This window comes from Tistrella arctica (assembly GCF_039630945.1).
Lineage (GTDB): Bacteria > Pseudomonadota > Alphaproteobacteria > Tistrellales > Tistrellaceae > Tistrella > Tistrella bauzanensis.
Genome location: NZ_JBBKTV010000002.1, coordinates 1 through 24013 on the forward strand (window position 1 = coordinate 1; position 24013 = coordinate 24013).

Sequence of the window (24013 nt, forward strand, 5' to 3'; positions counted from 1 at the left end):
CCCCGTCAAGGGTCCCGGGTCGCTTCCCGGGCTGAGCCCGGGGGCGGGATTGGCCGCCACCCCCCCCGGGGTGTCGGGGCCGGGCGGTGGGGCCGCCGCCCGGCCACAGCGTCCAGTCCGGTCGGGGGAATGATGCGCCCGGATCGGGCGTCACGCGGCCGCGAAGGCCCAGATCAGGATGTGGTCGTAAAGCGGATCGCCCTGGATCGGCAGTTTCATGCCATGGCGCAGCGTCAGCCCCGCCGTGGCGGCCGCGGATTCCAGCGCCGGGCGATCGAGATAGCGGTTGTCGTGGCCATCGCGGGCGATGAAGGCCGGGCTGCGGATCCAGTCTGTCCCGACGATGCGGCCCCCCGGCGCCAGATGCCGGGCGATTTCGGCGATGCAGGCGGCATGGCTTGCCGCATCGGGCATGATGCCGATGGTGCCGAATGCGGTGATCAGGTCGAAGCGTTCGCCGGCCAGCGCCGACGGCCAGGTGGTCAGGGCGTTGAACACCAGATAGCCGGCCATGCGTCGCCGCATCCGCGCCAGATGGTCCGGCGGCCGGCCCAGCATCGTCATGACATCGCCATAACAGGGCGGGACATGGGATGCGCGGGCGAAACCGTCGAGCACGATCAGGGCTTCGGGGATCACATCGGCGGCCCAGATCTCGTGCACGGCGTCGAGCGCCAGCGACCAGAACAGGGTCGATGTGCCGGCGCCCAGATCCAGCCAGCGGCAGGGCCGGCCCGCGGCCGTGCCGCCATGGTCCGACAGGGCAGCCAGGATGGCTTCGGCACCCATGCCGGGCACGAAGGCATCGTTGAAATAATCGGCCAGATACTGGCGGAAATAGGCGATCCGGTCGGGATCGGCCGGCAGGGTGGCGGGCTGGCGGGTGCGTATGAGCCCGGTTTCGTTGTCGAAGCTCTGGCCGATGTCGTCCAGACGGCCCGACAGGGCTTCGGTTTCGCTCATCGGATCACCTCCTTGCGGTCGGCCGGGCGCGTGGTCAGACGCGCCGGAACTGAAAGACCATGCGCGGGGCGTGGTCGTCGAAGGCCGTGCCGCGGCGGCTGCCATCCAGCCGGTCCAGCGTCATGCCGGCGGCGCCGGCGGCGGCGATGATCCGCTCCGGGTCGGGCCGGCGCAGTTCCAGCGTCGAGACGAAGCCGCCGCTGGTGTCGCCGCCACCATCCGTGCCGCCATGGTCGTCGATCGCATAGCGGAAGCGGAACCGCATGGTCGGGCCGTCATTCCATTGCGTGCGCCAGCGGGTCATGGTCCCGCCGGTGGGAAGCGGGCGCTGCCATTCCAGGATCTCGACACCATCGGCCAGACCGGGGCTGAAATACCCCGGCTGATCGTCGATATCGTCGGGGGCGTGGCGGTCGAATGTGGCGCAATCGATCAGCAGGCGGCCGCCGCGATCGACATGGCGGGCCAGGGTGGTCACCGCCTGGGTCAGATCGTCATCGGCCAGGAACAATTGCACGCCCTCGGCCGGGCTCATCACCAGATCGAAGCGCCGGCACAGCCGCACGGCGCGCAGATCGGCGACCACGCCCTCGATCAAGGCGCCATTGGCAATGGTGCGGGCACGCGCGGTCAACCGCTCGATCATCGCCAGTTCGATATCCAGCGCGGTGATCGATCGGCCGGTTTCGGCCAGTGGCAATGTCACCCGTCCCACCCCGCAGGGCGCTTCCAGGATCGACCCCACCTCGGGTCCGACCTGTGCCAGCAGGAAGGGCAGGTCGTTGCGGTCGTCATATTCCAGCTCATAGAACGCGGCGCGATCGGCATAATCGATCGATGCCGCGGGTGCGGCTGCGGCGGTCGAGACAGTCATTCCGCGGCCTGCCCGTCCAGCACGGCATAGTCGTGCAGGATCACCGGGTGGATCACGCGGCCGCGCTCGACGAATTTGCCGGCCTGCGAGACCGGATCGGGGCGGGCGGGATTGAAGATGGCATTGCCCAGCGCCAGCAGATAAGGGGTCATGTTGGCGCTGTTGGCCTCGGCACAACTGCGGTGCACGGCCATCGGCATCACGTCGTTCTTCACATGCAGCACGCCGTGATGAACCTGCGCCGGCTCACCATAGCGGGCCACCTTGCTGGCCGATGGCAGCCAGCCGCTGCCATAGCCGCAGGTGACGTCGACGATCACAGATCCCGGCCGCATGCGCGCGACAAGCTCGGGCGCCACCATGGTCGGCGTGTCATAGGTGGAGATCAGGATCGCGCCGACCACCAGATCGGCATCGGGCACCAGCCGTTCCAGCGCCTCGGGCGTGTTCATCTCGCAGCGGATATCGGCGGGCATGGCGGCCGCGAAACGGCGCAGGGTGTCGACCCGGTGGCCCAGCACCGTCACCTCGGCGCCAAGCGCGGCGGCGGTGCGCGCGGCGGCGCCGCCGGCATTGCCATGGCCGATCACCAGCACACGCGCCCGGCGCGCGCCCGGCACATGGGCCAGCAGAACGCCGCGGCCGCCTTCGGTGTTCAGCAGCAGATGGGCGCCCTCGATCACCGCCAGCCGGCCGGATATCTCGCTGTCGGGCCCCATCAGCGGGAAATGGCCGCTGTCGGTGCGGAAGAACTCATAAGTATAAGCAGTGACATTCCGCCGGCACAGCTCATTGGTCAGGGCGCGGGTCTCGCCCGGATAGAACCAGGCGCAGAGATGCGTGTCGGGCCGGAAACGGTGCCATTCGCCTTGCGCCGGATAGCGGTATTTGACCAGAAACCGCCCCTGGCCCCAGGCCTCGTCGGTGGAGACCATGCGGGCGCCCACGGCCTGATAGTCATGGTCGCCGATATCGAGCCCGGCGCCGGCGCCCTGCTCGACGGCAACGTCGAACCCGTCGGCCACGAAGCGGCGGACCGCGTCGGGCAGCAGAATGACCCGCCGGTCGGCATCGCGGGTCTCTTTCAGGATGGCGATGTGCTTCGGTGACGCTGGCATGATCAACCCCTTCGGCTTGCGCGGACGCCGCGCCGGTGGCAGGTCCACGGTGCTCGTCTTCAAGCAGGTGCGCGTTGTCATGACCGGGGCGGGCCGGATGCGCCGATGCGGCGCCTGCGCGCGATCCCGGGCGGATGCGCGCGCCGGGCTTTCGGCCTGTGGTCTCAGATACATGACCGCCCCGGTCCGGTGCCGCAGGGGCACCGGGTCTGCCGTTCTGATCTGACCTCTGATCGGACAGCCGGCCTGCGACAGGTTCCGTCAGGCCTCACCATTCCGTCTGGTAACGACCCTAGTTCTATCTACCCATGGTAGCAAGATGTTTTACGAAAGAACTTTTAGGATAGAAACTGGTCTGTGGTCGCGGCCCGGGGATCACGGGCGCCGGCCCTCCGATGGCCGCAACAGCCGCCGCACGATACCCCGAACCCCGCCGCGGCAGACCATGCCGCACAGGCTCTCATGGCGCAGAACCCCGGTGGCCCAGGTGCCGATCAGCGCGCCGAACAGCAGTGACACGACCAATCCGGCCATCTTGGCCCAGCCGGAGGCATCGTCGAGACAGAGCTTGTCGAGCAGATCATAGCCCGCCAGCGTTACTGCCGCCGCGGTCACGACCAGGGCGAATTCCTCGCGACGCTCGGTGGCGCGCCGGCTGTCGGCTATCTCGGCGATGCTGACCGCGCGGTTGAGGTCTTCGGCCAGTTCGATGCGGCGTTGGTCCAGTGTCAGGGCCGCTCTCATCCGGTTGAACAGATCGCAGGCCTGAAGCTGGCTCGACACTTTCTCGGCATGAAGGCGGGCGGCGAAGTGCAGGAAACTTTCCCGCACCGCGTTGAGCGCATCGCGCTTTGTCATATCGCAGGCGGCAAAGCGCCCGGCGGTGACCTGAAGAAAGGCCTCATAGAACTGGGCGATCAGCCACAGCCGGTTATAGGGGCCGCGCATATGCCTGATCACGTTCTCGAAGCCGAACTTGCCATAGGCCATCAGGGCGAAGGCGTGATCGGCGATGGTGAAATGCGTGCCACTGTCGGTGAAGCGGCCATAGCGGCGGTGCTCCAGTTCGTCGCGGGCGAAAGCGGCGCTGTAGGGCCAGCCGGCGCCGGCATCCTCGACATCGGCAAGCCGCGCCAGCAATTGATCCTCGCGCTCGATCGCGGGTTCGAGATCGGAGCGCTCGCCGGCGAGGATCGCGCTGGTCTGAACACGGGCGCGTTGGTCGAGCACCAGCCGGCCCAGCGGGGCGCCGACCAGTTGTTCGGCTTGCGCGGCCAGTAAGGCCAGCCAGCCGGTCGCGGTGTCCTTGTTCGAAGCAGGACCATTGCAGGTTTCCATCTGTGCCGACTTATGCTTGTCGACTGTCAGTGTGACGACACAATTCTTGCCCGAGTCAAGGAACGTTGAATAGGTGCAACGCAGGATGGTGTTCAGCCAAAGCAGATCCGCCAACGTAACAACTGGCTCAGTCTTGTCAGGTGCGTCCAGGCAGATGTCGAGCAGTGTCTTGCTTTCTGGATTCTCGACGCGGTCTTTCCGCACCACCCATTCAAGAAGCGTGATGCCATCGAAACAGACGTGAACCAACAGTCGGGCCAACGGCACGGTCACTGGCTCGGCCCCCTTGGCGGGTTCAATCGTGAATTGATATCCGGCTGGCGGCGTCCACGCATAACTCCAGATGCCGACACGATCAGACATGTCTTTGATTTCTGCGGGCGTCTCAGGTGCTTTTGTAAAGAGTTGCCGAAGATGGGGCAGAAGATAAGCGCTGTCGAGGTGGTCGGTCGATGCCGACCGCGTCTCGGCATCATTGTCTTGCAGCGTTCGAAAACCATGGGCAAGCGCGTGGGCGGGGAGAGGCCGGTCACGATAAGCTGCGTCGTCCCTGGCGAAGACCTGGACGAACCGGCTTTCCCAGGCCAGCAGCGGCCGCAACTCGCCAAGAATTGCCGCCAGCCAGCGTGAGGCGAGGTTGGTGATGCCATCGTTACCCGGAGCGCCGCCGTCACCCGGATCTGCTGAAGACGCGCTCAGGTGGATCAGATTGCCCGATGCGTCGAGCAAGACATCGAGCTTCTGGTCCTTACACCGCGCCACGAAGGCCTCGGCCGTGTCCTGTGCCGCTTTCGGATGCCAGGCATCGAACCGGACCCGCTTCGATGTGTCGGCCGCATTCTCCGTCCAGACACAGACGAGTTCAGTATCCGCCGGCAACTCAGGGAGCTTCGCCATGACGTCTTCTCGCCGTGCCAGCGGACCTTCGACGACATGGACCATCCGCTTGCCGCGACCCAGCGTGCGATAGATCGGCAGATCAAGGGCGGTGCGGATCTTGTGGGCGGTAAGGGTCTCGTGGGCGGTCATGCGGATCTCGTCCTGCGATGGCGTTGCATAACGGGTGGAAAATATTCCCGCATGATATGCGCTTGTCCCGTGTGTCGGCGAACGGTAACGTGTTTTCCGGCTGTATGACAGGCCGCATTCTTCTCGAATAAGGTTCAGTGCCTGATGCCCTGCTATGTCCTGCGCCTGGAAGGCGTGAACTTTGCCGACACGATTTACGACACGCAGAATCTCTCGGTGATCCGGGGATCCGGGCTGGCCCTGCTGGACGCGGCTGACTGGCTAGCCTGTCGGGCAAGGGACGAATTCACATCGCTGACACTCAAACATCAGGGGGCATCGCAGGCGGTATTCACCTTTGATGCCGATGACGATGCAGCGGCGGAGGCAAGGCGCAACGCGGTCGAGCAGTGGATGCGGCAGGCGCCCGCGCCGTCGCCCCTGCGCTATCTGAGTGTCATGGTCGATATTGCCAGGATCGATGGTGACGATATCGATGCGGCGGAACATGTCGCCACCGCCTGCAACCGCGCCCGACAGATGCAGACATGGAGCCTGCCGCTGCCGGCCTTTAACCCCGAAATCAATCTGGTGGATGGTCTCAACCGGGTGCTGCCGGCCGATTCCGGCAAGATGTTCGCCTATGGGGACGGCCCGGAACGACCGGCTGCGGTCTCGGTAGAGGTGCGTCGGCAGTTCGGCATCAGCCAACGGCACCGCTTCTATGGCGATCAGATCGGATCTGGGGCTCTGGCCGGCCATAACGTCGTGACCACCACCCAGCACATGGTCGATCAGCCGCCGAACGGGCTGCCGCAACCGGCGCAGAACAAGATCGCGATCATCTATGCCGATGGCAACAAGTTCGGCACCATCCGAGATGAGTTGGCGACGAGCGGTTCGGCGCATGACGCCGCCGGCCGGATGTCGCGGGAACTTCAAGACCTGCGCAAGTCCCTGCTGAGCGCGGTGATGTCGTGGTTCAAAGCGCGCGCGGCCGATGAGGCAATACTGCCATATGTTGTCCACATGGAGACCGATGCCAGAGAGAAGAACGGCGCCGCGGAGCCACAATACCGCTTCGAGACCCTGATGTGGGGCGGTGATGAATTCGCCTGGATCGTGCCGGCATGGCTGGCGCTGCCGCTGGCGCAACTGGTCTTCGAGGTCAGCGCCGATTGGAAGATTGGCGGCCATGCGCTGACCCATGCCATGGGCATCGCGATCTGCGACCGCAAGGCATCGGTGCGTCAGGCGCGGTCGATCGCCGAGGCGCTGGCGAATGGCGCCAAGAAGGCCATGGCGGCGCCCGAGAACCGGTTGCGCATTGCCGCCTTTGAAAGCCTGTCGCTGCCGGAACAGGATCTGGACCGGCATCTGCGCGCGCGCCTGCCTGCGGCCGCTGAAGACATGGCCGCGGAGATCGACAAGCACTTGTCCTTGCCTGGGAACAAGCTGGGCGATCTGTTCGACCGCCTGCGCGTGCTGACCGGGCCGCAAGGGCTGCCGACATCGCAGGTCCATCGCCTGTTGCGCCTGCCACCGCATGATTACGAGACACAATGCGCGGCCTATTTCGACAACCCCGGTCGACGAACCGCAATGGAGCGAAAGGAGATCGACATCTGGCCCGGTGATCCGACGGATCAGATCAGGGACGAGATCCGGTCCCTGCTGCTGGCGGCGGAACTCGGGGACTATGTCAACGCCATGCCGCCGGTCTGCGATCGTCCATCGGGAGCGGTGTCATGACCCACCGTTGCCGCGTAACAATTGAGATCAGCCTGATCAGCCCGTTTCTGATGCAGGGCAACGAAGCGGGCAGTTTCGGCATCGATGCCCGCAGCCTGCGCGATGCGGCCGGCCGGCCGGTGGTGCCCGCCGATCAGGTCAAGGGGTTGATGCGCGCCGGCATGGCGACGCTGGCCCGCCATAGGATCTGCGACAGCGAGACCATCACCCGGTTGTTCGGGGCCGCGCCGACCGACGGCGCGACGTCGCAGCGCGGGGCCGCTCTGTTCGCCGATCTGGTGACGGATATCGGGTCGTCAGCCGATGGCGCGCATCACCTGACCCGGATCAGGATCGATGAGGCGACCGGCAGCGTCGCGGCCGGTGCCTTGGCCGATATCGAACTGGTGGCGCCGCCCGGGCAGGAGGTGGTCTTTCGCGGCCATGTGGTGCTGCGCGGCACGCCCGAAGACATCGCCCGCGATCGCGCTCTACTGGCCAGGGCCTGGGCATTGGTGCCGGCGATCGGCTCGTATAAATCCGCCGGCTTCGGCATGGTTGCCGATGGATCGGCGCGGCTGGGTGAGGCGACACCGCGGCCGCTGGTTCCGCCGGCGGCGGACGGCGATGCGGTGGATGACCGCGTGGTGTTCGACATCACCCTCGACCGTCCCTTGCTGGTCGACACCCGGCACACAGCCGACAATATCCGCGAGGGTGCGACCGTCATCCCCGGCGGTGTGATCAAGGGCGCGCTGGCCGAAGCGCTGCGTCGCGGCGGGTGCCGTCTGGATGATCCGGCGATTGAGCACAGCCTGTCGGCGATCCGGATCAGCCACGCCTTTCCCATGCGGCGACAAACCGAGCCGGGCGGTGACGATGGCGGGGCAGCGGAGTCCGCCCATGATCTGCCCTTGCCGATGTCGCTGGTCAGCCGCGCGGATGGAGAGATCCGTGACGCGCTGCTGCCGGGGCGCTGGCCGGAGGGTGCCTCCCGCCATGTTGGCATTCTGCATGATCGCAAGCCGGTTCAGTTCATGATGGACTGGAAGGACAAGACTTGGCGCGAGGCGCGAGATGAGGCCGGATTGCCGTCCGCGGATATGCCCCGGCTGGAACGGGTCCACACCCAGATCGGCGCGGATCATACCTCGGCCGACAAGCTGCTGTTCAGCGAGGTGGCGCGGTCGCATCTGATCGGTTCCGATCCAACACAGCACAGACGCTGGCGGTTCGAGATGGCGCGCAACGATGCCGACCCCGCATGCTGGGCGCGGCTGGTGGCGATGGTGGCGGCCGGGCTCGACGGGGTGGGCAATAACGGCGCCCATGCCGACATGACCCGGGTGACCAGCCTGTCAGCCGTGCGGCTGCGCGGCAGGGGCGCCGTGGCTGAGGGCGATGGTCCATGGGCCATCACCCTGGTGACACCGGCGGTGATGGCCTGGGGCGATCGGGTTGCGGGCGAGACCGCCCTGACCACCCATGCCGCCTATACCGAATACTGGGCCGAGGTGCTGCCCGGCGCGCGGCTGGCCAATTATTATGCCCGCCAGCGCCTTGCCGGCGGCTATCAGGCACTCGCCCACCGGCCGTTCGGCACCCATACCTATTACCCGTTTATCCTGACCGAGCCGGGCTCGGTGTTCCTGATTGAGAATGCGACGGCGAAGGATATCCAGCGCCGGCTCAACACTGGCCTGCCAGTCTGCCGCCGGCCCGGCGGCGCGCCCGACTGGACAATCTGTCCGTTCCAGCCCGCCAATGGCTATGGCGAGATTCTGCTGAACCTTGTTGACCATGACGCATTGGTGGAAGGGCTCTATCATGTCTGACAGCGCGACAGCGGAGCGGCCCCAGGAGCGACCATCCGACACTCTGTCGATGCTCCATCCGGCGCGGTTGGTCCTGACCCTGGATTTCACCAACCGGACACCGCTGCATGTCGGCAGCGGCGAGGATATCCCCGGCGTCCTGCCACCAATCGAGCGCGACGGCGCGACGGTCAAACCAGCCTTTGCCGGCATCCTGCGCGACCATAAGGGCAAGCCCTGGATTCCCGGCACCACCCTGAAGGGCATGCTGCGTCATCTGGCGGAAGGTGGCGCGCGCGACCGCCTGTTCGGCCGGTCCCGCGATCTGGGGGCGTCAGGCGAGGGCGATCTGATGGCGGCGATGATCGTCGGTGGCGCCAGCATGGTTGAGCCCGCCCATCCGATCAATGACGGCGCGCCCTATGCGGCGGCGCTCAGCGGCCCTGCGGCAAGCGGCCGGCACGACCATGCCTATGTCGCCGGCCGCACCGCCATCGATCCAAAAAGCGGCACGGCCGATGCCGGCCGGCTGTTCCATCAGGAAATGCTGCCGCCGGGCCTGACATTCCGCTGTCAGTTGATCCTGCTGGGTGGTGATCGCCAGGCGCTGGACCGCCATCTTTCCGACCTCCTCCCCCTGCTTGCCCGCTGGCGCGACGGCGTCCAGATCGGCCGGGGGCAGGCGGATGGCGACGGGCTGGTGGGTCTGGTCGGGGAGAGCATCCAAGGCGTCTATCACTGCCTGAATCCAGACACAGGCGCGCTCGACCGCACCGAGGATATCGTGGGTCTGCCAGAGGGTTATGCGCCGGACGCCCGGTGCGAGGTGGCGTTCAAGCTGTATTGCCGGGGGCCGTTCGTCAGCATCGATGCCAGCCGTGGCCGGAAGCGCCCGGCGCAGGGCATCGGCCGTGCAGAGAAGGAACAGGCGGCGCAGTTGGCGGCCCAGAGCCTCGACGGCAAGACGCCGCTGATCCCGGGCAGCGCCGTTGCCGGCGTGTTGCGTGCCCGTGCTGCATGGATCATGGCCCTGGAGGAACTGCGGCGCGGTAAAGACGCGACGGAGGACGACCGGGACGCTGTCTATTCCACCAACCTTAAGATGACACCCGTGCAGCGCTTGTTCGGCGTGTCGGGCTTCCGGGGTTTGCTGCGACTGTCTGTCCGCGAGGTCAGCGCCAAGGCGGCATGGGATGTCACCAGCGTGAAACTCGACCGCTTCTCGGGCGCGCCGATCGATGGCGGCCTGTTCGCCACCAACACCTTCATCGGCACCCGCTTCACCCTGACCCTGACCCTCGCCAGCCGCAGCGGTATCGGCGAAGCGACCGCCGAGGATCGCGCGCTGTTCGATCGGCTGGTCGAGAGCATCGATAATGATGGGCTCATGCTCGGGCATGGGACAGGCAAGGGGTTCGGGTGGTTCAAGGCGACATCGTCGGCGGAGAGCGGGAAATGACTGATCCGAGAATTCAACGCATCGAAGACGAGGCGAAGGCTGAAGCCCGCGATATTTATCGAAATAATGGAAACATATCTTCTGATGATCTTGATGGAATATTGGAGAGAACTGGAGATAAAATCAGGAAAATTGGTATTGATGATGATATCATATTTAAAAAACTAGATGAAATGGAAAGTTATTTACCAAATTTGACAAAAAGAGATGTTCGCCGTGATGTTAAAATTCCGCAGGTGAAACAGGGTACTGGGGCGCTAAAGGGCAAGAAAGAAAAAGAAGCCCGCGATATCACTGGCGACGAAGCCTTGCTCGCGAGATCCCCGTTCCGTTTCGTCGCGTTGAACGAAAGAGTCGCAACGCCTGAAATAAGCGACCTTACGCTTGACCTGCCCGTGGAAGGTGGCTTCTCGGGATGCCTGCGCGTCACCTGGGCTGTGGAAACGCCGCTGCTGATCGGGGATGAGGTGACGGAACAGGTTGTTGGCAAACCTGGTGAGACCGTCGAGGTTGCGGTGCCACTCAGGCTTGGCAGCAACGGCCCTGCTGTCATTCCCGGTGCCAGCCTGCGCGGAATGATCCGGGCGGCCACCGAGATTGTGGCTCACAGCCGGTTGGCTCAGATCGACGGTCATCTTCGGTTCGGGCTTCGCGACTTCACGCATCCACGGACGAAACCTGAAAACGAAGCGGACGCACCCCTCGCCGCCAAGAACATCAAGGCGGGCTGGTTGAGGCGCAATGACGCGGGCGGCAGCGTGACCTACACCATCACCCCATGCGACTGGGGGGCGGTGATGGTGCATGATCTACCCGTTAGCTTGACGTCAGAAGCCGATCGACACGAGAGGTGGGCCGAGTGGCTGAGTATGTCGGTTGCGGACCGATATCAGGCGCTGAAGCTTCCGAACGATCCCTCCGGTATGGTTTCAGGACAGAGGAATGGAAAGGTCATCGACTTCTCAAAGGCGCCGGAGTGGTCTTTTAAATGCGTCGATCAAGATCGCGCTCCGAAGCTATACGAGAGGGTGCTTAATGAAACTGGTCGCAGTGGGCATTTTATTTTCTCGAATAAATCACCGGCTAAAATAGATGTTCAGAAATTGAGGGATATAGATAACGAGCGACAGAAAAAAAAGAGAGGGAGGCCCGGGCAGCCAAAGGAGAGGGAGTATGTATTTTTTGGCGAAAAGGCACTCGAAAAATTTGATGTAAGGCAGGAAGACTGGGCTCAATTTGAGCGTATCAATACCAAACCGGCAAAGAACAAGCGGGTGCCGGATGGCTCATGGGCAAGCCTCGCACCGTCTTTGAATAATGGAGGCCGTGTCCCGGTCTTCTATGTCGAGCGACAAGGCGGTATCGAACTGGGACTCACGCGTTTCTTTAAAATTGCGCATGATCATGACGTTGGAACCATCCGCGATCGTACATCCAGCCATGAGCGCCCGCGGCTGGATGAGGAGGAAAGACTTCAACTCGATCTTGTCGAGTCCCTCTTCGGCTATGTGTATGAACCCAAAGATATTCTGAGCAGCGCGAATGGCCGGACCCGGCCCGAACACATTGCGAGGCGGGGGCGTGTATCCTTCGGTATGGCGTATCTCCAGCCAGGCATGCCAGCCGAAATCTGGCCGTCATTGAAATCCGATCCAATCGAAACCGTTCAGGGCGCGCCACGTGCCTCATTCGCGCCCTTCTACCTGTCCGGCACGATCAAGGATTATTCTTCTCCTCTGAGCAAACTGGCGGGACGCAAGCGGTATATTCCGCAAACGCCGGCTGATCAGAAAGCGAAGAGCAAGAGTGCTCTGGAAAAAAGATTAAGACATGAGAAAAAAAAGCAGAAGAATATATCAAAGGAGGTCATCTCGCATTTGCGCTTCCTGGTCCCGAAGACGGATGGTGAGGATCTGATCTTCACCAGCGACATACGCCTGCACAATGTAACGGCGGTTGAGGTGGGGGCGCTGTTGTGGGTTCTGACCCATGGCGGTGATCCTGAGAAACCCTATCGGCATATGATCGGCCGGGCCAAGCCGTTCGGGGCCGGGCAGTTGCGGGTCAAAGCGTTGGCCTTGACGCTTAAGGGACATGATGCCGGGGCGGACGAGATGTTGATGCCGCCCGCGTCATGGGAGTTGTCATCTGGCAGCCGCGAAGGCTGGACCGGTGAGGGTGGCCAATCCATGGCGCCGTTTCTCAGGGCGTTTGACGCGCATATGACGACGTTTCTGGGTGAAGCACTGGGCGCCAATACGGTCATCAAGGAGTTCCTGGCGGCATCAGATCCGGAGATCGGGGTGGCGCTCGCGGGTGCCGGTCGGATGAACTATCCTGACCTGAAAGACTTCAACGCGCTCCGGAAAGCCTCGAAGCTGTCGACCGGAAAGGATGGCGGCCCGACCTGGCCCGAACGCTTCCTCGGCATGGATCTGGCCGTTGATGAGATGGTCATGGACAAGGCAACACCCAAACCACGGCCCATCCGCCTGCCCTATAAAGAGACCACCAAGCCATGAACGCGCCTGCCGCGACACCGCCCGCCGCACCCGTGCCGGTGACCGCCACCGTGCCTGATATCGCCGCCTTCGCCGGCCTTTGGCGCGAGGGCTGGGTGGCGGTGCGGGTGCGGGGGCATGGGGCGGCGGCGGCTGATCCGGCGGTGGCCAATGCCGTGCGCGGGGCCATCGGCTGGCGGCTGATGGAGGGGGCATCGGCCGAGGCGCGGCGCGAGGAACCTTGCCCGTGGCAGCCACCCTGCACGCTGGACTGGCTGTTCCGCGATCAGGCGCGGATGGCGGGCGATGGTCGGCCGGTGCCGAAGCCGGTGATGATCGCGGTCGATGCGGTGGATGGCGATCTGCTGGTGCGGATATCGCTGGCGGGTGCCGCGGCCGAGCGGCTGCATGAGGTGCAGGCGGCGCTGGTCGCCGGCCTGCGCGGTGGCTTGTCACGCCCCGGCATGGCCGATGGGCTGGATGTGATCGGCCGCTATATGGGGTGGTCGGATGCTGACGGTATCCCGCTGCCGGCGATCTGCCAGGCGCCCGATCGGCTGGTATCGGTGGCGCTGGACTTGCTGACCCCCCTGGCCCTGCGGCGTGGCGGCGCGATGGTGCAGGATCCGCAAGGGCTGCTGGGGGCGCTGGCCGGCCGGATCAACGGCCTGGCCCTGTGGCACGGCGTGGCGATCGACGAGCCGCATGACAGCGTCCGCAGCCGATCGGCCGGGGCCATCTGGGATGCATCGGATTGCCGGATGCACACATGGCAGCGCCGGGCCGGCAAAGACCAGCGCCCCGCCGTTGCCATGGCCGGGCTGATCGGCCGGCTGGTGATCCACCAGGTGCCGGCGGCATTGCTGCCGGTGCTGGTGGTGGGGCAGGCGACCCATGCCGGCAGCCATGCCGCTTTGGGTCTTGGCCGTTACCGGCTGATGATCGATGATCGCTGATCGGGTGCGGTCATCCATGCGGTTTGCGGCTGGTCGGCGCCGGCGCGGCTGATGCGGGTGAGGTGTGATGCGGATCTTGTCGGTCGATGCCGAAACCAACGGGCTGTATGGCGCGCCCTTTGCCATTGGCATGGTGGTGCGCGATACCCATGGCGCCGACTGGCAGTTCATCGCGCGCTGCCCGATCGATGGCGACATCGACCCCTGGGTCGCGGAACACGTTCTGCCCGCCCTGGCCGGTGTGGCGGTCACCCACCCGACCGACGACGCGCTGCTTGCGGCCTTCTGGCAGGCATACCGGTCTGAGGTCGACGACGCGACCGCGGCTGACGAAACCCTGATCTGTGTCGCGCATTGCGCGTCACCGGTCGAATCCGGCCTGTTCCGGCGCTGTGTCGAGGCGGACCCGGCGGCGCGGCAGTTCCAGGCGCCGTTTCCGCTGCATGACGTGGCCAGCATGCTGCTGATGGCCGGTGAAAACCCGCTGTCGGTGCGCGATTTCCTGGCCCGCCACGCCATCACCGTGCCGTTCGACGGTGCGGCGCATCACCCGTTGTTCGATGCCTGGACGGCACTGCTCGCCACCGAGGCGCTGCTGGCCGGGCGGCCCCTCAATCCCTGACGTTCAATCCCCGACGTTCAATCCCTGAAGCGGGCGGGGCGCTTTTCCTGAAACGCGGCCAGGGCTTCGGTAAGATCGTCCGACAGCAGCATGGCGGCATTCCAGGTGGCGATGTAATTCAGCCCGTCGGCAACGCTGTGGTCGCGGACATAGGTGATCATCTCCTTGGTGCCGCGCACCGCCAGTGGCGATTTGGATGCGATATCGGCGGCAATGGCGGCCACAGCCTGGTTCAGCGCGTCGACATCCGGATAGACCCGGTTGACCAGATGCATGGCAGCGGCCTCGGCGGCGGTGACCTTGCGGGCGGTATAGGCCAGTTCACGCGCCAGCCCCTCGCCGATCACCTTGGGCAGACGCTGAAGCGTGCCGACATCGGCGGCAAGGCCGACATCGACCTCCTTGACCGAGAACCACGCCTCCTCGGTGCAATAGCGCATGCAGCAGGCGGTGATCAGGTCGATGCCACCGCCGATGCACGGCCCGTTCACCGCCGCGATCACCGGCTTGCGGCAGCGTTCGATCGCGGTGATCGTGTCCTGGATCTCAAGGATCTTGCGGCGCAGCTTCTCACCCTGGCGGCCGTCGCAGGGGTCGGCCACCGATTGCTTCATCTCGATCAGCATCGCCAGATCGATGCCGGCGGTGAAATAGCGCCCGGCGCCGGTGATAATGCCCACCCGCGCCGCCGGGGTTTCGTCCAGCCACGCCATCGCCGCCTTCAGCTCCGGCCACATCGGCGCGCTCATCGCATTCGCCTTGTCGGGCCGGTTCAGGATGATCCACGCCACCCCACCATCGAGCCGCAGGGCGAGGGTGGAGAAGACTGGCAGCGCGGCGGGGGGCAGGGCGGCGGGCGGCTGAGTGGCGGGGCTGGTGCCGTCCATGGGGGCGCATCCTCGGGCAAGCTGGGGCGAAGGTGACGTCGGAAAACAATCAGACGTTTGAATGATTGACGGTAATCTTGCGTGACCGGGGGCGATCACGCAAGTCTGTTCCTCGACAGTGGCGGCTCACGCCTCAGGGTTTGGGGCCGACCGCGGTGATCGCCACACCCTGGTCTTCGGACGCCGTGTTCTGGGCCGCCTGGGCGCGCTGATAGCCGTCACGCGCGGCCAGCCGGTCCCAATAGGCGCGGACATTCGGCGGCAGGTGGTGGCCGATGCCGATATTCTGTGCCAGCAGCAGCGCGTAGCCGACCGAGATGTCGGCCATGGTGAACCGGCCGGCGCAGATATAGTCCTGCTCGCCGGTGATCTGCTCCACCAGCCGCAGCCGGGCCAGGAACCATTTGGTGTAGTCTTCAACCACCTGCGGCTGCTTGCGCTCGGCCGGCTCGAAGGTGCCATAGCGCAGAACCAGGGTCTGTGGGAAGGTCAGCGTCGCCTCGCCGAAATGCAGGAAGTTCAGATAGGGGCCGAAATCCGGCTCCTCGACACCCACGGCCAGCGTCGTCGGGCCATGGCGCGCCGCCAGATACTGGCAGATCGCCGCCGACTCGGTCATCCGCTTGCCCTGATCGAGCATGGTCGGGATGGTGCCCAGCGGGTTGATCTCCAGATAGGGCTTCTGGAACACCCGTGGCGGAAACGGCAGCATCTTCAGCTCGTATTCGAGCCCCAGTTCCTCCAGCGCCCAGAGCGGGCGGAAGGAACGGGCATCGTGGCAGTGATAGAGCGTGATCAAGGGTGTGGCCTCCCGCAGCGTCGTGTTCTTGTGTCACCGGCGGTGTCATCCGGAACGGTGGGGTATCCAGACAGAGGTTTATAGCCCCATCTGCCGGCTGGCCAGATCCGTCATGATTTCCTCGGCACCACCACCAATGGCGTTGACCTTCACCTCGCGATAGATCCGCTCCACTGTGGTGCCGCGCATATAGCCCGCGCCGCCGAAAATCTGCACGGCCTGCGAGGCACAGTGCGCCATGGTCTGGGTCGCCTGATTCTTTGCCATGCAGATCTGGGCAATCGGATTGTCGCCCTGATCCAGACACCAGACCAGCCGCTCGATGAAGGCCTCGGTGACCTCGACACGCTGTGCCATGTCGACCAGCTTGTGACGGATGACCTGATGCTGTGCCAGCGGCTGCCCGAAGGTCACCCGCTCGCGCGCATAGGCGATCGCCTCGTCCACGCAGACCCGGGCGAAGGCGCAGGCGGTGGTGGCGAGCGCGATGCGCTCATCGTTGAAGTTCAGCATGATGGTGCGAAAGGCCGAGCCTTCCTCGCCGATCAGATTGCAGGCCGGCACCCGCACCTCGTCGAAATGGAGCGTGGCGGTGTCGGACGACCACCAGCCCATCTTTTTCAAGGGCGTGCGCGAAAAGCCGGGGCTGTCGGCCTCGACCACCAGCAGGCTGATCCCGCCACGGCCGGGGCCGCCGGTGCGCACCGCGACCGTATAGTAATCGGCGCGCATGCCCGAGGTGATGAAGGTCTTCTCGCCGCTGACCACATAATGATCGCCATCCAGGCGGGCTTTGGTGCGGATGCTGGCGACGTCCGAGCCGCCATTGGGCTCGGTGATCGCCAGCGCCGAGATTTTCTCGCCCGCCAGAATGCCGGGCAGCACCCGCGCCTTCAAGTCCGCCGACCCCGCCTTCAGGATTGGCGGGCTGCCGATGGTATGGCTGAGCAGGCTGGCCGGCACGCCGCCGGCGCCGCAGCGCGCCAGCTCCCGCCCGGCGATCACCGCCATGAACCGGTCGGCCGGCACGCCGCCATACTCTTCCGGATAACCGAGCCCCAGCAACCCGATCTCCGCCGCCTTGCGATAGAGGTCGCGTGGGAAGCTCTCGGCCTCGTCCCATTCGTTCACGAAGGGCGTGATCTCGCGGGCGACCCAGCGACGCAGCGTGTCCTGCCATTCCAGATGGTCGGCCGATAGAAACGGCGAGCGCAAGGTGTTCACGGCTTCATCCTCCGGTCAGCCGGCGGCCGCGGGTGCGGCGGCCTCGATCTCGACCATGACATGACCGGAGGCGACCTGATCACCTTCGGATACGGTGATCGCGGTGATGGTGCCGGTGCAGTCGGCCTTGTGGACATGCTCCATCTTCATGGCCTCCAGCGTCACCAGCGGCTGGCCCTGGTCGACCACATCGCCGATCGCGGCCAGAACCGCCACCACCCGGCCATTCATCGCCGCCTTGATCCGGCCGTCGCCCGCGGCCTCGCCGGCGCGATGGGCGGGTTCGAACGACAGATCGTCGATCCGCACCGGGCGCCCGCCCAGATGCAGGTACAGATGATTGCCGTCGCGGGCCAGATGTACGCTCTCGGCGGTGCCGTCGATGGTCACCACCAGCCGTCCGGCGCTGTCCGCGGTTTCCGGGGTCAGAACGCTGGGCGCCAGCGTCAGCACCGCGCCGTCGACCTCGGCCTCATAGGTGCCGGGGCCGCTGCGGCTGATGCTGACGCCGACCGGTGCGCCGTCCAGTTTGAACAGCACCGGCACCGGCAGGGTGTGGGTCAGGCTGCGCCCGGCGACCGGGCGGCCGTCGATGGCGATGCCGTGCAGCAGCAGGGCGGCGGCGGCGGCCGCCCGGCGGTCGGACGTCGCATCGCGCGCGAGCAGCTCGTCGCCATGGTCGCCGATGAAGGCGGTGGTCGCGCCGCCGGCTGCGAACACCGGATGGGCCAGACAGCGGCCAAGGAAGGCCTGATTGGTGGCGATGCCCAGGGCGATGGTGTCTTCAAGCCCGTGGATCAGCTTGCGGCGGGCATCCTCGCGGGTCTCGCCATGGGCGATGATCTTGGCGATCATCGAGTCGTAATAGGGCGAGATTTCCGGGTCGCCGCCCAATGCATGATCGACCCTGAGCGCCGCGGTCGGCGCCCAGGCGCGGAAGCGGCCACTCTGGGGCATGAAGCCCTGGGCGGGATCTTCCGCGCACAGCCGCACCTCGATCGCATGGCCGCGCACCTGCACCTGCTGCTGCGTGATCGGCAGGGCGGCACCCGATGCGGCGATGAGCTGCAATTCCACCAGATCCAGCCCGGTCACCGCCTCGGTCACCGGATGCTCCACCTGCAGCCGGGTGTTCATTTCCATGAAATAGAACCGGCCCTGGGCATCGAGCAGGAATTCCAGCGTGCCGGCGCCTTCATAGCCGATGGCGCGGGCCGCCTGAACCGCGGTCTCACCCATCCGCGCGCGCAGATCGGCATCGACCGCCGGCGAGGGCGCTTCCTCGATCACCTTCTGGTGGCGGCGCTGAACCGAGCAGTCGCGCTCGCCCAGATGCAGAACGTTGCCGTGGCGATCGGCGATCACCTGGATTTCGACATGGCGCGGCGCGATGATCGCGCGCTCGATGATCACATCCGGGTTGCCGAAGGCGCTCTGGGCTTCCGACCGGGCGCTGCGCAGCCGCTCAGGGAAGCTCGCCGCATCTTCGACCAGCCGCATGCCGCGCCCACCACCGCCGGCGGTGGCCTTGATCATCACCGGAAAGCCGATGCGGTCGGCCTCGGCGATCAGCGTTGCCTCGTCCTGGTTCTCACCCTGATAGCCGGGCACGCAGGGCACACCGGCCGCCTCCATCACCCGCTTGGCGCCGGCCTTGTCGCCCATGGCGACGATCGCCTCGGGCGAGGGGCCGATGAACACGATGCCGGCTTCGGCACAGGCACGGGCGAAACCGGCATTCTCGGCCAGGAAACCATAGCCGGGGTGGATGGCATCGGCGCCGGCCGCTTTGGCGGCGGCGATGATCGCCTCGATCCGCAGATAGGATGCCGATGGCGCGGCGGCGCCGATATGCACCGCGCGGTCGGCCTCGGCGACATGGGCGGCGCCGGCATCGGCGTCGGAATAGACCGCGACCGTGCGATAGCCCAGCTTGCGGGCGGTGCGCATCACCCGGCGGGCGATTTCGCCGCGATTGGCGACAAGGATGGTCGAGAAGGGGGAAAGCTTTGCCATGACCGGGCGCTGGGCCTCTGTCTTGTTGGTCCGGAACGGGACGGGAGCGGTGGTCACGGCCGGGCGACCGAGAACTGCATCCGGCGGGGTGTGCGGGCCTCGGCCTCGCGGCAGATCGACAGAACCTCGGCCAGCACGGCGCGGGTGTCGCGCGGATCGATCACGCCATCGTCGAGCAGGCGCGAGCTGGTGGCGAACACGCTCATCTGGCTGTCGAAGATGTTGATGATCCGGTCCTGAAGCGCCTGAAGCTTTTCGGCGTCGGGCTCGATGCCCTTGCGCTTGGCGGCGGCGGCGGTGACGATCGCCATGGTGCCGGCGGCCTGTTCACCGCCCATCACCGCGGTCTTGGCGTTGGGCCACGAGAAGCAGAAGCGCGGATTGAAGCCGCGACCGCACATGCCGTAATTGCCGGCACCGAAGGATGCGCCGCAATAGATGGTGATCTGCGGCACGGTGGCGCTGGTCACCGCCTGGATCATCTTCGATCCGTGCTTGATCATGCCCGCTTCTTCATAGGCGCGGCCGACCATATAGCCGGTGGTGTTGTTCAGATAGATGATCGGGGTTTCCGACTGGCAGCAGGCCTGGATGAAATGGGTGGCCTTGTTGGCGCCGGCCGGGTCGATCGGGCCGTTATTGGTGATGATGCCGACGGCGAAGCCCTCGATCCGGGCATGGCCGCAGACCGTCGCCCCGCCATAACGCTCGCCGAATTCCAGGAAATCGCTGTCGTCGACGATGCGGGCGATGACCTGCTTCATGTCGACCGGTCGCTTATGATCCTGGGGCATCACCCCCAGCAATTCCTCAGGGTCCAGCTTCGGCGGCACGGGCGCGCGCTCTGGTGCCGGTGCCGGGATGCCGGCATCCCAGTCGAGGCCTGCCACGATGTCGCGGGCGATGGCGATGGCGTGGCGGTCATCCTCGGCCAGATAATCGCCAAGCCCTGAGATGGTGGTGTGCATCAGCGCGCCGCCGAGTTCTTCCTCGGTCGCGACCTCGCCGGTGGCGGCCTTCAGCAGCGGCGGGCCGGCCAGGAAGGCGCGGGTGCGGTCGCGCACCATCACGATATAATCCGACAACCCGGTCTGATAGGCGCCGCCGGCGGTCGACGAGCCATGGGTGACGGTCACCACCGGCAGGCCGGCGGCCGACAGCCGGGCCAGATTGCGGAACATGCTGCCGCCATGGACGAAATCCTCCACGCGGTAGTTCATCAGATTGGCGCCAGCGCTTTCCACAAGCTGCACATAGGGCAGCTTGTTTTCGAGTGCCAGTTCCTGGGCGCGCAACTGCTTGGCCAGCCCCATCGGCTGAAGCGCTCCGGCATCGATGCCGCTGTCGGAGGCATTGATCATCACCCGCACGCCCGAGACGAAGCCGATGCCCGCGATCACGCCGGCGCCGGGGGTGCTCTTGTCCGGATCGGTGCTGTCCATCAGATAGCCGGCCAGTGTCGACAGCTCGATGAACGGCGTGCCCGGATCGAGCAGCAGCGCCACGCGCTCGCGCGGCAGCAACTGGTGGCGCTTCTCGAAGCGCGGCTTCGACGCCGCCGACGCCTTGCGGGTCCGAGCCTCCAGGTTCCGCATCCGGTCGATCTGCGCCAGCATGTCGCGGCGGTTCGCCTGGAAGCTCTCGGCTCCTGTCGAGATGGTGGACGATATCTGCGTCATGTTCCGGGGCGCCTCTGACGATCCTATGGGTCCGAAGAACGGTGGGGCGAGGGCCGGCCGGGGAGGGAGGACCGCGTGGGGGAGACACCCCCGCCCGTCATGCAGCCTAGCGGCGGCGATGCGGGGCGTCTTGCGTTCAGTGGCTGCGGCCCGACGAGGGGTCACCGCCCGCCATCAGGCGCACGAACCGGCCCTTCCGCTGCATCAGCTCGTCATACCTGCCGGCTTCCACGATCCGGCCGCCATCCAGCACCAGGATCAGCCCGGCCTCGCGGATGGTCGACAGGCGATGGGCGATGATCAGGCGGGTGGCGGGCAGGGCATGGATGGTCTGCATCACCCGGGCCTGGGTCGGGCCGTCGAGGGCGCTGGTCGGCTCGTCGAGGATCAGAACCGGCGGACGTTGAAGCAGGGCCCGGGCCAGGGCCAGGCGCTGGATCTGGCCGCCTGAGAGCAGGCGGGTGGCATCGGGCAGCATGGTGTGCAGCCCCATGGGCATGGCCGCCACCTCCTGATCCAGCGCGGCCGCGGCGAGCGCCGCCCAGACCTGTTCCGGTGTGGCTTTGGCAGTGCCGCGGACGATGTCGAGGATCGAGCCGGGGGGCAGAGCCTCGTCCTGGAGAACGAGCCCGATCTGTCGTCGGCAGGCGGTGGGGTGCAGGGTGCGCAGGTCGTGGCCGTCGATATAGATGGCACCGGCGCCCGGCGTCTCCAACCCCAGCAGCAGCCGCACCAGGGTCGATTTGCCGCTGCCCGACGGGCCGACGATCGCGACCATCTGCCCTGGTGCCACCCTGAACGAGATATCCGAGAGCACCGGGGCGCCGCCGTCATAGGCGAAGCCCACCGCCGCGAACGCGATGTCGCCGGCAAGCGGACCGGGATCGGTGAGGGCGGCGGTGAGCGCCGGCCGGCGTTCCAGCAGCGGACGGGCGAACTGCCAGCCGGGCAGCATCATCCAGGCGCCGAGCAGGGCGCGCAAGGTTTGCGACAGCGCGCCGGCCATCAGCCCGAAGGCCGTGGCCACGGCGGCGATGGCGGCGATGGACAGGGTGGGTGCGCCGTCGGTGTCGTCGGCCAGCCCCTGCATCACCGTGAACAGTGCCGCCGTGGCGAGGATTGGAAACGCCGTCTGCCAGCTTTCGAAGAGATTGCCGATGCGCCGCGCCCGGACCGTGCGGCGACGCATTTCGGCGAACCGGTCCGCCCAGCGCAGCACGGCGCGTTCCTCGGCGGCGGCCGTGCGCAGTTTGACCATCGCCCCCACCATCTGCAGCACCTGGGCGTCGGCGGTGCCGATCAACGCCTCGCCATTGCGATAGGCGCGGGCCTGAGCCTGGCCGGCAAGCAGCCCGATCAGGACGTGCAGGCCGGCGAGGCCGGCGGCGAGTGCGGCCAGCAATGGGCTGTGCCAGGCGATGACGCCAAGGGACGAGAGCAGCATCCCCGCTGTGCCGCCACTCAGATAGAGCAGTTGACGGAAGCCGGCGATGCTGCCGAGCCCGGCGCCCATCTGGGCGGCCGTGATCGCGGCCGGGCGCGACCGCAGGAAGGGCAGCGGCAGGGCGATGATCCGCGCCCAGGCCCGGTCGAACAACCCGGCATCGCCGCGCATGGCGACCCGCTCCCGCGCCATCTCGGAGGCGCGTTGGGTGAGATAGCCGGCAGCGGCCACCAGCAGCACCAGCACGCCCACCTGGACCAGCGCGCCCCGGAGTGCCGCCGGCACCAGCAGGCCGAAAACCAGCCCGGTCGCGATCGGCAGGATCTGGCCGATGGCGCTGCCGATCAGGGTGGAGAGCAGGAAGACCAGCGTGTCCGGCCCCGCCTTGCGCAGGCTGGCCGCCATCATCTCGACCAGACCGGTCGTCTGGGGCAGGGGCTGCAAGATCTGGTGGGCCTCGCCCGCCATCCCGGCCGCGATCGCGGCCGTCACCCGCCGCCGCGCGCCGCTGTGGTCGAGCATGTCGTAATGGCCGCCCCGCCAGACCAGCCCCACCGGCCGACCCTCATGGCGGGCGAGCAGCAGGCCGGCCTCCGTCTGCCACCAGCCATCGGCCAGGTCCACCTGGCGCAGCAGCAGCCCGGAGGCGCGGGCGATCTGCTCGATATCCGGCAGCCGGTCGAGCTGGGCGCGCCGCGCCGTGCCCGGCCGGCGTATGGGAACGTCCAGTTCGCGGCCCAGCAGGCGCAACACGTCGAACAGCCCGTCGCCGCCATCGGCGTCGGTCAGCGGTGGCACGGTATTGCCAAGCAGGCCGGCGAAGCGTTCGGCCGTCTGTCGGCGGTCCTGTGCCTCCGCCCGGTCGCGGGCCCGGACCCGGTTCAACTCATCCGCTTCGGCCAGCCCGCGCAGGATCGGCAGCAACTCGGCGACGGTGGCACCCCAGGCGGTGACGGCATCGGGCCAGTCGGTCCGGGCAAGGCCATCGGCGAAGGGCAGCAGGTCGATGCGCGCCGCGCGATCGAGGGTCAGCCAACTGCCGGCGGGCAGCGGCACCAGCCCCGACACCGGCTCGATGCCGCAGAACAGCGCACCGGCCCCGGCGCGCAGCCGCACCCAGCCGGCCTCGGCGGTGGCCCCGATCACCGATCCCGCCGCAAGCCGGCGGCCGGTCACCTTGTGGCCGGTCACCACGAGGTCGGGCCTGGGCCGGGGCTCGATCATCGCCGCCAGTCCGCCGCCGACGGCGTCGAGCCAGCCGGCAATACCGGCCGCCATTTCCGGCACGCCGGCGCCGTTGCGCCACAGCGTCTCGGGCATCTGCCAGATCATCGTCACGGCGTCGCCGACGGCGATCAGGTGCTCGCCGCCGAGCAGCGAGGGGGCTGCGCCGAACAGCACGCCGCCGCTGTCCACCCGGCCCACGGTCATACGGGCGGCCGGCCGCTCCGACGACACCGCGAACAGGTCGACCGGGCCGCCCATCACCAGATAACAGGCGCCGGGCTGATCCAGCACCAGGGGCCGTTCGGCGATCTCGCGTGGTGTCGGGCGCGATGCGGCTGGCGGCTGTTCCACCG

The 24013-nt window shown here is 66.4% G+C and carries 16 protein-coding genes; 6 read left to right on the top strand and 10 right to left on the bottom strand.

Going from position 1 to position 24013, the window contains the following annotated elements:
* Positions 1-150: 150 nt before the first annotated feature.
* From WG924_RS04125 to WG924_RS04140, 4 genes are all read right to left on the bottom strand, one after another.
* Positions 151-963 (bottom strand): class I SAM-dependent methyltransferase, encoded by an 813-nt coding sequence (locus WG924_RS04125; protein ID WP_345931757.1) that lies wholly within the window; start codon positions 961-963, stop codon positions 151-153.
* A 34-nt stretch (positions 964-997) separates the two neighbouring features.
* Entirely contained in the window at positions 998-1837 is an 840-nt protein-coding gene (locus WG924_RS04130) for a class I SAM-dependent methyltransferase (protein ID WP_345931758.1), read from the bottom strand.
* Entirely contained in the window at positions 1834-2955 is a 1122-nt protein-coding gene (locus WG924_RS04135; protein WP_345931759.1) for an NAD(P)-dependent oxidoreductase, read from the bottom strand. Before WG924_RS04135 ends, WG924_RS04130 begins: the two co-directional genes overlap by 4 nt.
* Before the next feature lie 375 nt (positions 2956-3330).
* On the bottom strand, positions 3331-5235 hold the full coding sequence (locus tag WG924_RS04140; protein WP_345931760.1) for a hypothetical protein: 1905 nt from the start codon (positions 5233-5235) through the stop codon (positions 3331-3333).
* A 231-nt stretch (positions 5236-5466) separates the two neighbouring features.
* Between WG924_RS04140 and WG924_RS04145 the strand changes: the two genes are divergently transcribed.
* From WG924_RS04145 to WG924_RS04170, 6 genes are all read left to right on the top strand, one after another.
* Positions 5467-7053, top strand: coding sequence for a hypothetical protein (locus WG924_RS04145; RefSeq protein ID WP_345931761.1), 1587 nt, complete (start codon positions 5467-5469; stop codon positions 7051-7053).
* The gene (locus WG924_RS04150) at positions 7050-8867 is read left to right on the top strand and encodes an RAMP superfamily CRISPR-associated protein (RefSeq protein WP_345931762.1); all 1818 of its coding nucleotides are present in this window, start codon (positions 7050-7052) and stop codon (positions 8865-8867) included. The genes WG924_RS04145 and WG924_RS04150 overlap by 4 nt, the downstream gene beginning before the upstream one ends.
* The gene (locus tag WG924_RS04155; protein WP_345931763.1) at positions 8860-10305 is read left to right on the top strand and encodes an RAMP superfamily CRISPR-associated protein; all 1446 of its coding nucleotides are present in this window, start codon (positions 8860-8862) and stop codon (positions 10303-10305) included. The genes WG924_RS04150 and WG924_RS04155 overlap by 8 nt, the downstream gene beginning before the upstream one ends.
* Complete coding sequence (locus WG924_RS04160; RefSeq protein WP_345931764.1) at positions 10302-12827, top strand: TIGR03986 family type III CRISPR-associated RAMP protein; 2526 nt, start codon at positions 10302-10304, stop codon at positions 12825-12827. Before WG924_RS04155 ends, WG924_RS04160 begins: the two co-directional genes overlap by 4 nt.
* A complete protein-coding gene (gene cas6, locus WG924_RS04165) occupies positions 12824-13762 on the top strand; it encodes a CRISPR system precrRNA processing endoribonuclease RAMP protein Cas6 (protein WP_345931765.1) in 939 nt (312 codons plus the stop codon). The genes WG924_RS04160 and cas6 overlap by 4 nt, the downstream gene beginning before the upstream one ends.
* Positions 13763-13829: 67 nt before the next feature.
* Positions 13830-14384 carry a hypothetical protein gene (locus tag WG924_RS04170; RefSeq protein WP_345931766.1) on the top strand — a complete coding sequence of 185 codons (555 nt, stop codon included), beginning with the start codon at positions 13830-13832 and terminating at the stop codon, positions 14382-14384.
* A 17-nt stretch (positions 14385-14401) separates the two neighbouring features.
* Here WG924_RS04170 and WG924_RS04175 read toward each other — a convergent pair whose 3' ends face one another.
* The 6 genes from WG924_RS04175 to WG924_RS04200 all read right to left on the bottom strand — a co-directional run bounded on the left by WG924_RS04175 (position 14402) and on the right by WG924_RS04200 (position 24011).
* Positions 14402-15271, bottom strand: a complete 870-nt coding sequence (locus tag WG924_RS04175) for a crotonase/enoyl-CoA hydratase family protein (RefSeq protein WP_345931767.1) — start codon at positions 15269-15271, stop codon at positions 14402-14404.
* 133 nt (positions 15272-15404) lie between these two features.
* Positions 15405-16070, bottom strand: a complete 666-nt coding sequence (locus WG924_RS04180; RefSeq protein ID WP_345931768.1) for a glutathione S-transferase family protein — start codon at positions 16068-16070, stop codon at positions 15405-15407.
* Between the two features lie 78 nt (positions 16071-16148).
* The gene (locus WG924_RS04185) at positions 16149-17285 is read right to left on the bottom strand and encodes an acyl-CoA dehydrogenase family protein (protein WP_345932248.1); all 1137 of its coding nucleotides are present in this window, start codon (positions 17283-17285) and stop codon (positions 16149-16151) included.
* 24 nt (positions 17286-17309) lie between these two features.
* Complete coding sequence (locus tag WG924_RS04190) at positions 17310-19310, bottom strand: ATP-binding protein (protein WP_345931769.1); 2001 nt, start codon at positions 19308-19310, stop codon at positions 17310-17312.
* 53 nt (positions 19311-19363) lie between these two features.
* On the bottom strand, positions 19364-20989 hold the full coding sequence (locus tag WG924_RS04195) for an acyl-CoA carboxylase subunit beta (protein ID WP_345931770.1): 1626 nt from the start codon (positions 20987-20989) through the stop codon (positions 19364-19366).
* 136 nt (positions 20990-21125) lie between these two features.
* Positions 21126-24011, bottom strand: a complete 2886-nt coding sequence (locus WG924_RS04200) for an ATP-binding cassette domain-containing protein (RefSeq protein WP_345931771.1) — start codon at positions 24009-24011, stop codon at positions 21126-21128.
* Between the last annotated feature and the right edge of the window lie 2 nt (positions 24012-24013).

What these genes read in the sequence shown, in the direction of transcription:
- WG924_RS04125 (WP_345931757.1), bottom strand. Translation starts at nt 963, where the DNA reads ATGAGCGAAACCGAAGCCCTGTCGGGCCGTCTGGACGACATCGGCCAG.
- WG924_RS04130 (WP_345931758.1), bottom strand. Translation starts at nt 1,837, where the DNA reads ATGACTGTCTCGACCGCCGCAGCCGCACCCGCGGCATCGATCGATTAT.
- WG924_RS04135 (WP_345931759.1), bottom strand. Translation starts at nt 2,955, where the DNA reads ATGCCAGCGTCACCGAAGCACATCGCCATCCTGAAAGAGACCCGCGAT.
- WG924_RS04140 (WP_345931760.1), bottom strand. Translation starts at nt 5,235, where the DNA reads ATGGTCCATGTCGTCGAAGGTCCGCTGGCACGGCGAGAAGACGTCATG.
- WG924_RS04145 (WP_345931761.1), top strand. Translation starts at nt 5,467, where the DNA reads ATGCCCTGCTATGTCCTGCGCCTGGAAGGCGTGAACTTTGCCGACACG.
- WG924_RS04150 (WP_345931762.1), top strand. Translation starts at nt 7,050, where the DNA reads ATGACCCACCGTTGCCGCGTAACAATTGAGATCAGCCTGATCAGCCCG.
- WG924_RS04155 (WP_345931763.1), top strand. Translation starts at nt 8,860, where the DNA reads ATGTCTGACAGCGCGACAGCGGAGCGGCCCCAGGAGCGACCATCCGAC.
- WG924_RS04160 (WP_345931764.1), top strand. Translation starts at nt 10,302, where the DNA reads ATGACTGATCCGAGAATTCAACGCATCGAAGACGAGGCGAAGGCTGAA.
- cas6 (WP_345931765.1), top strand. Translation starts at nt 12,824, where the DNA reads ATGAACGCGCCTGCCGCGACACCGCCCGCCGCACCCGTGCCGGTGACC.
- WG924_RS04170 (WP_345931766.1), top strand. Translation starts at nt 13,830, where the DNA reads ATGCGGATCTTGTCGGTCGATGCCGAAACCAACGGGCTGTATGGCGCG.
- WG924_RS04175 (WP_345931767.1), bottom strand. Translation starts at nt 15,271, where the DNA reads ATGGACGGCACCAGCCCCGCCACTCAGCCGCCCGCCGCCCTGCCCCCC.
- WG924_RS04190 (WP_345931769.1), bottom strand. Translation starts at nt 19,310, where the DNA reads ATGGCAAAGCTTTCCCCCTTCTCGACCATCCTTGTCGCCAATCGCGGC.
- WG924_RS04195 (WP_345931770.1), bottom strand. Translation starts at nt 20,989, where the DNA reads ATGACGCAGATATCGTCCACCATCTCGACAGGAGCCGAGAGCTTCCAG.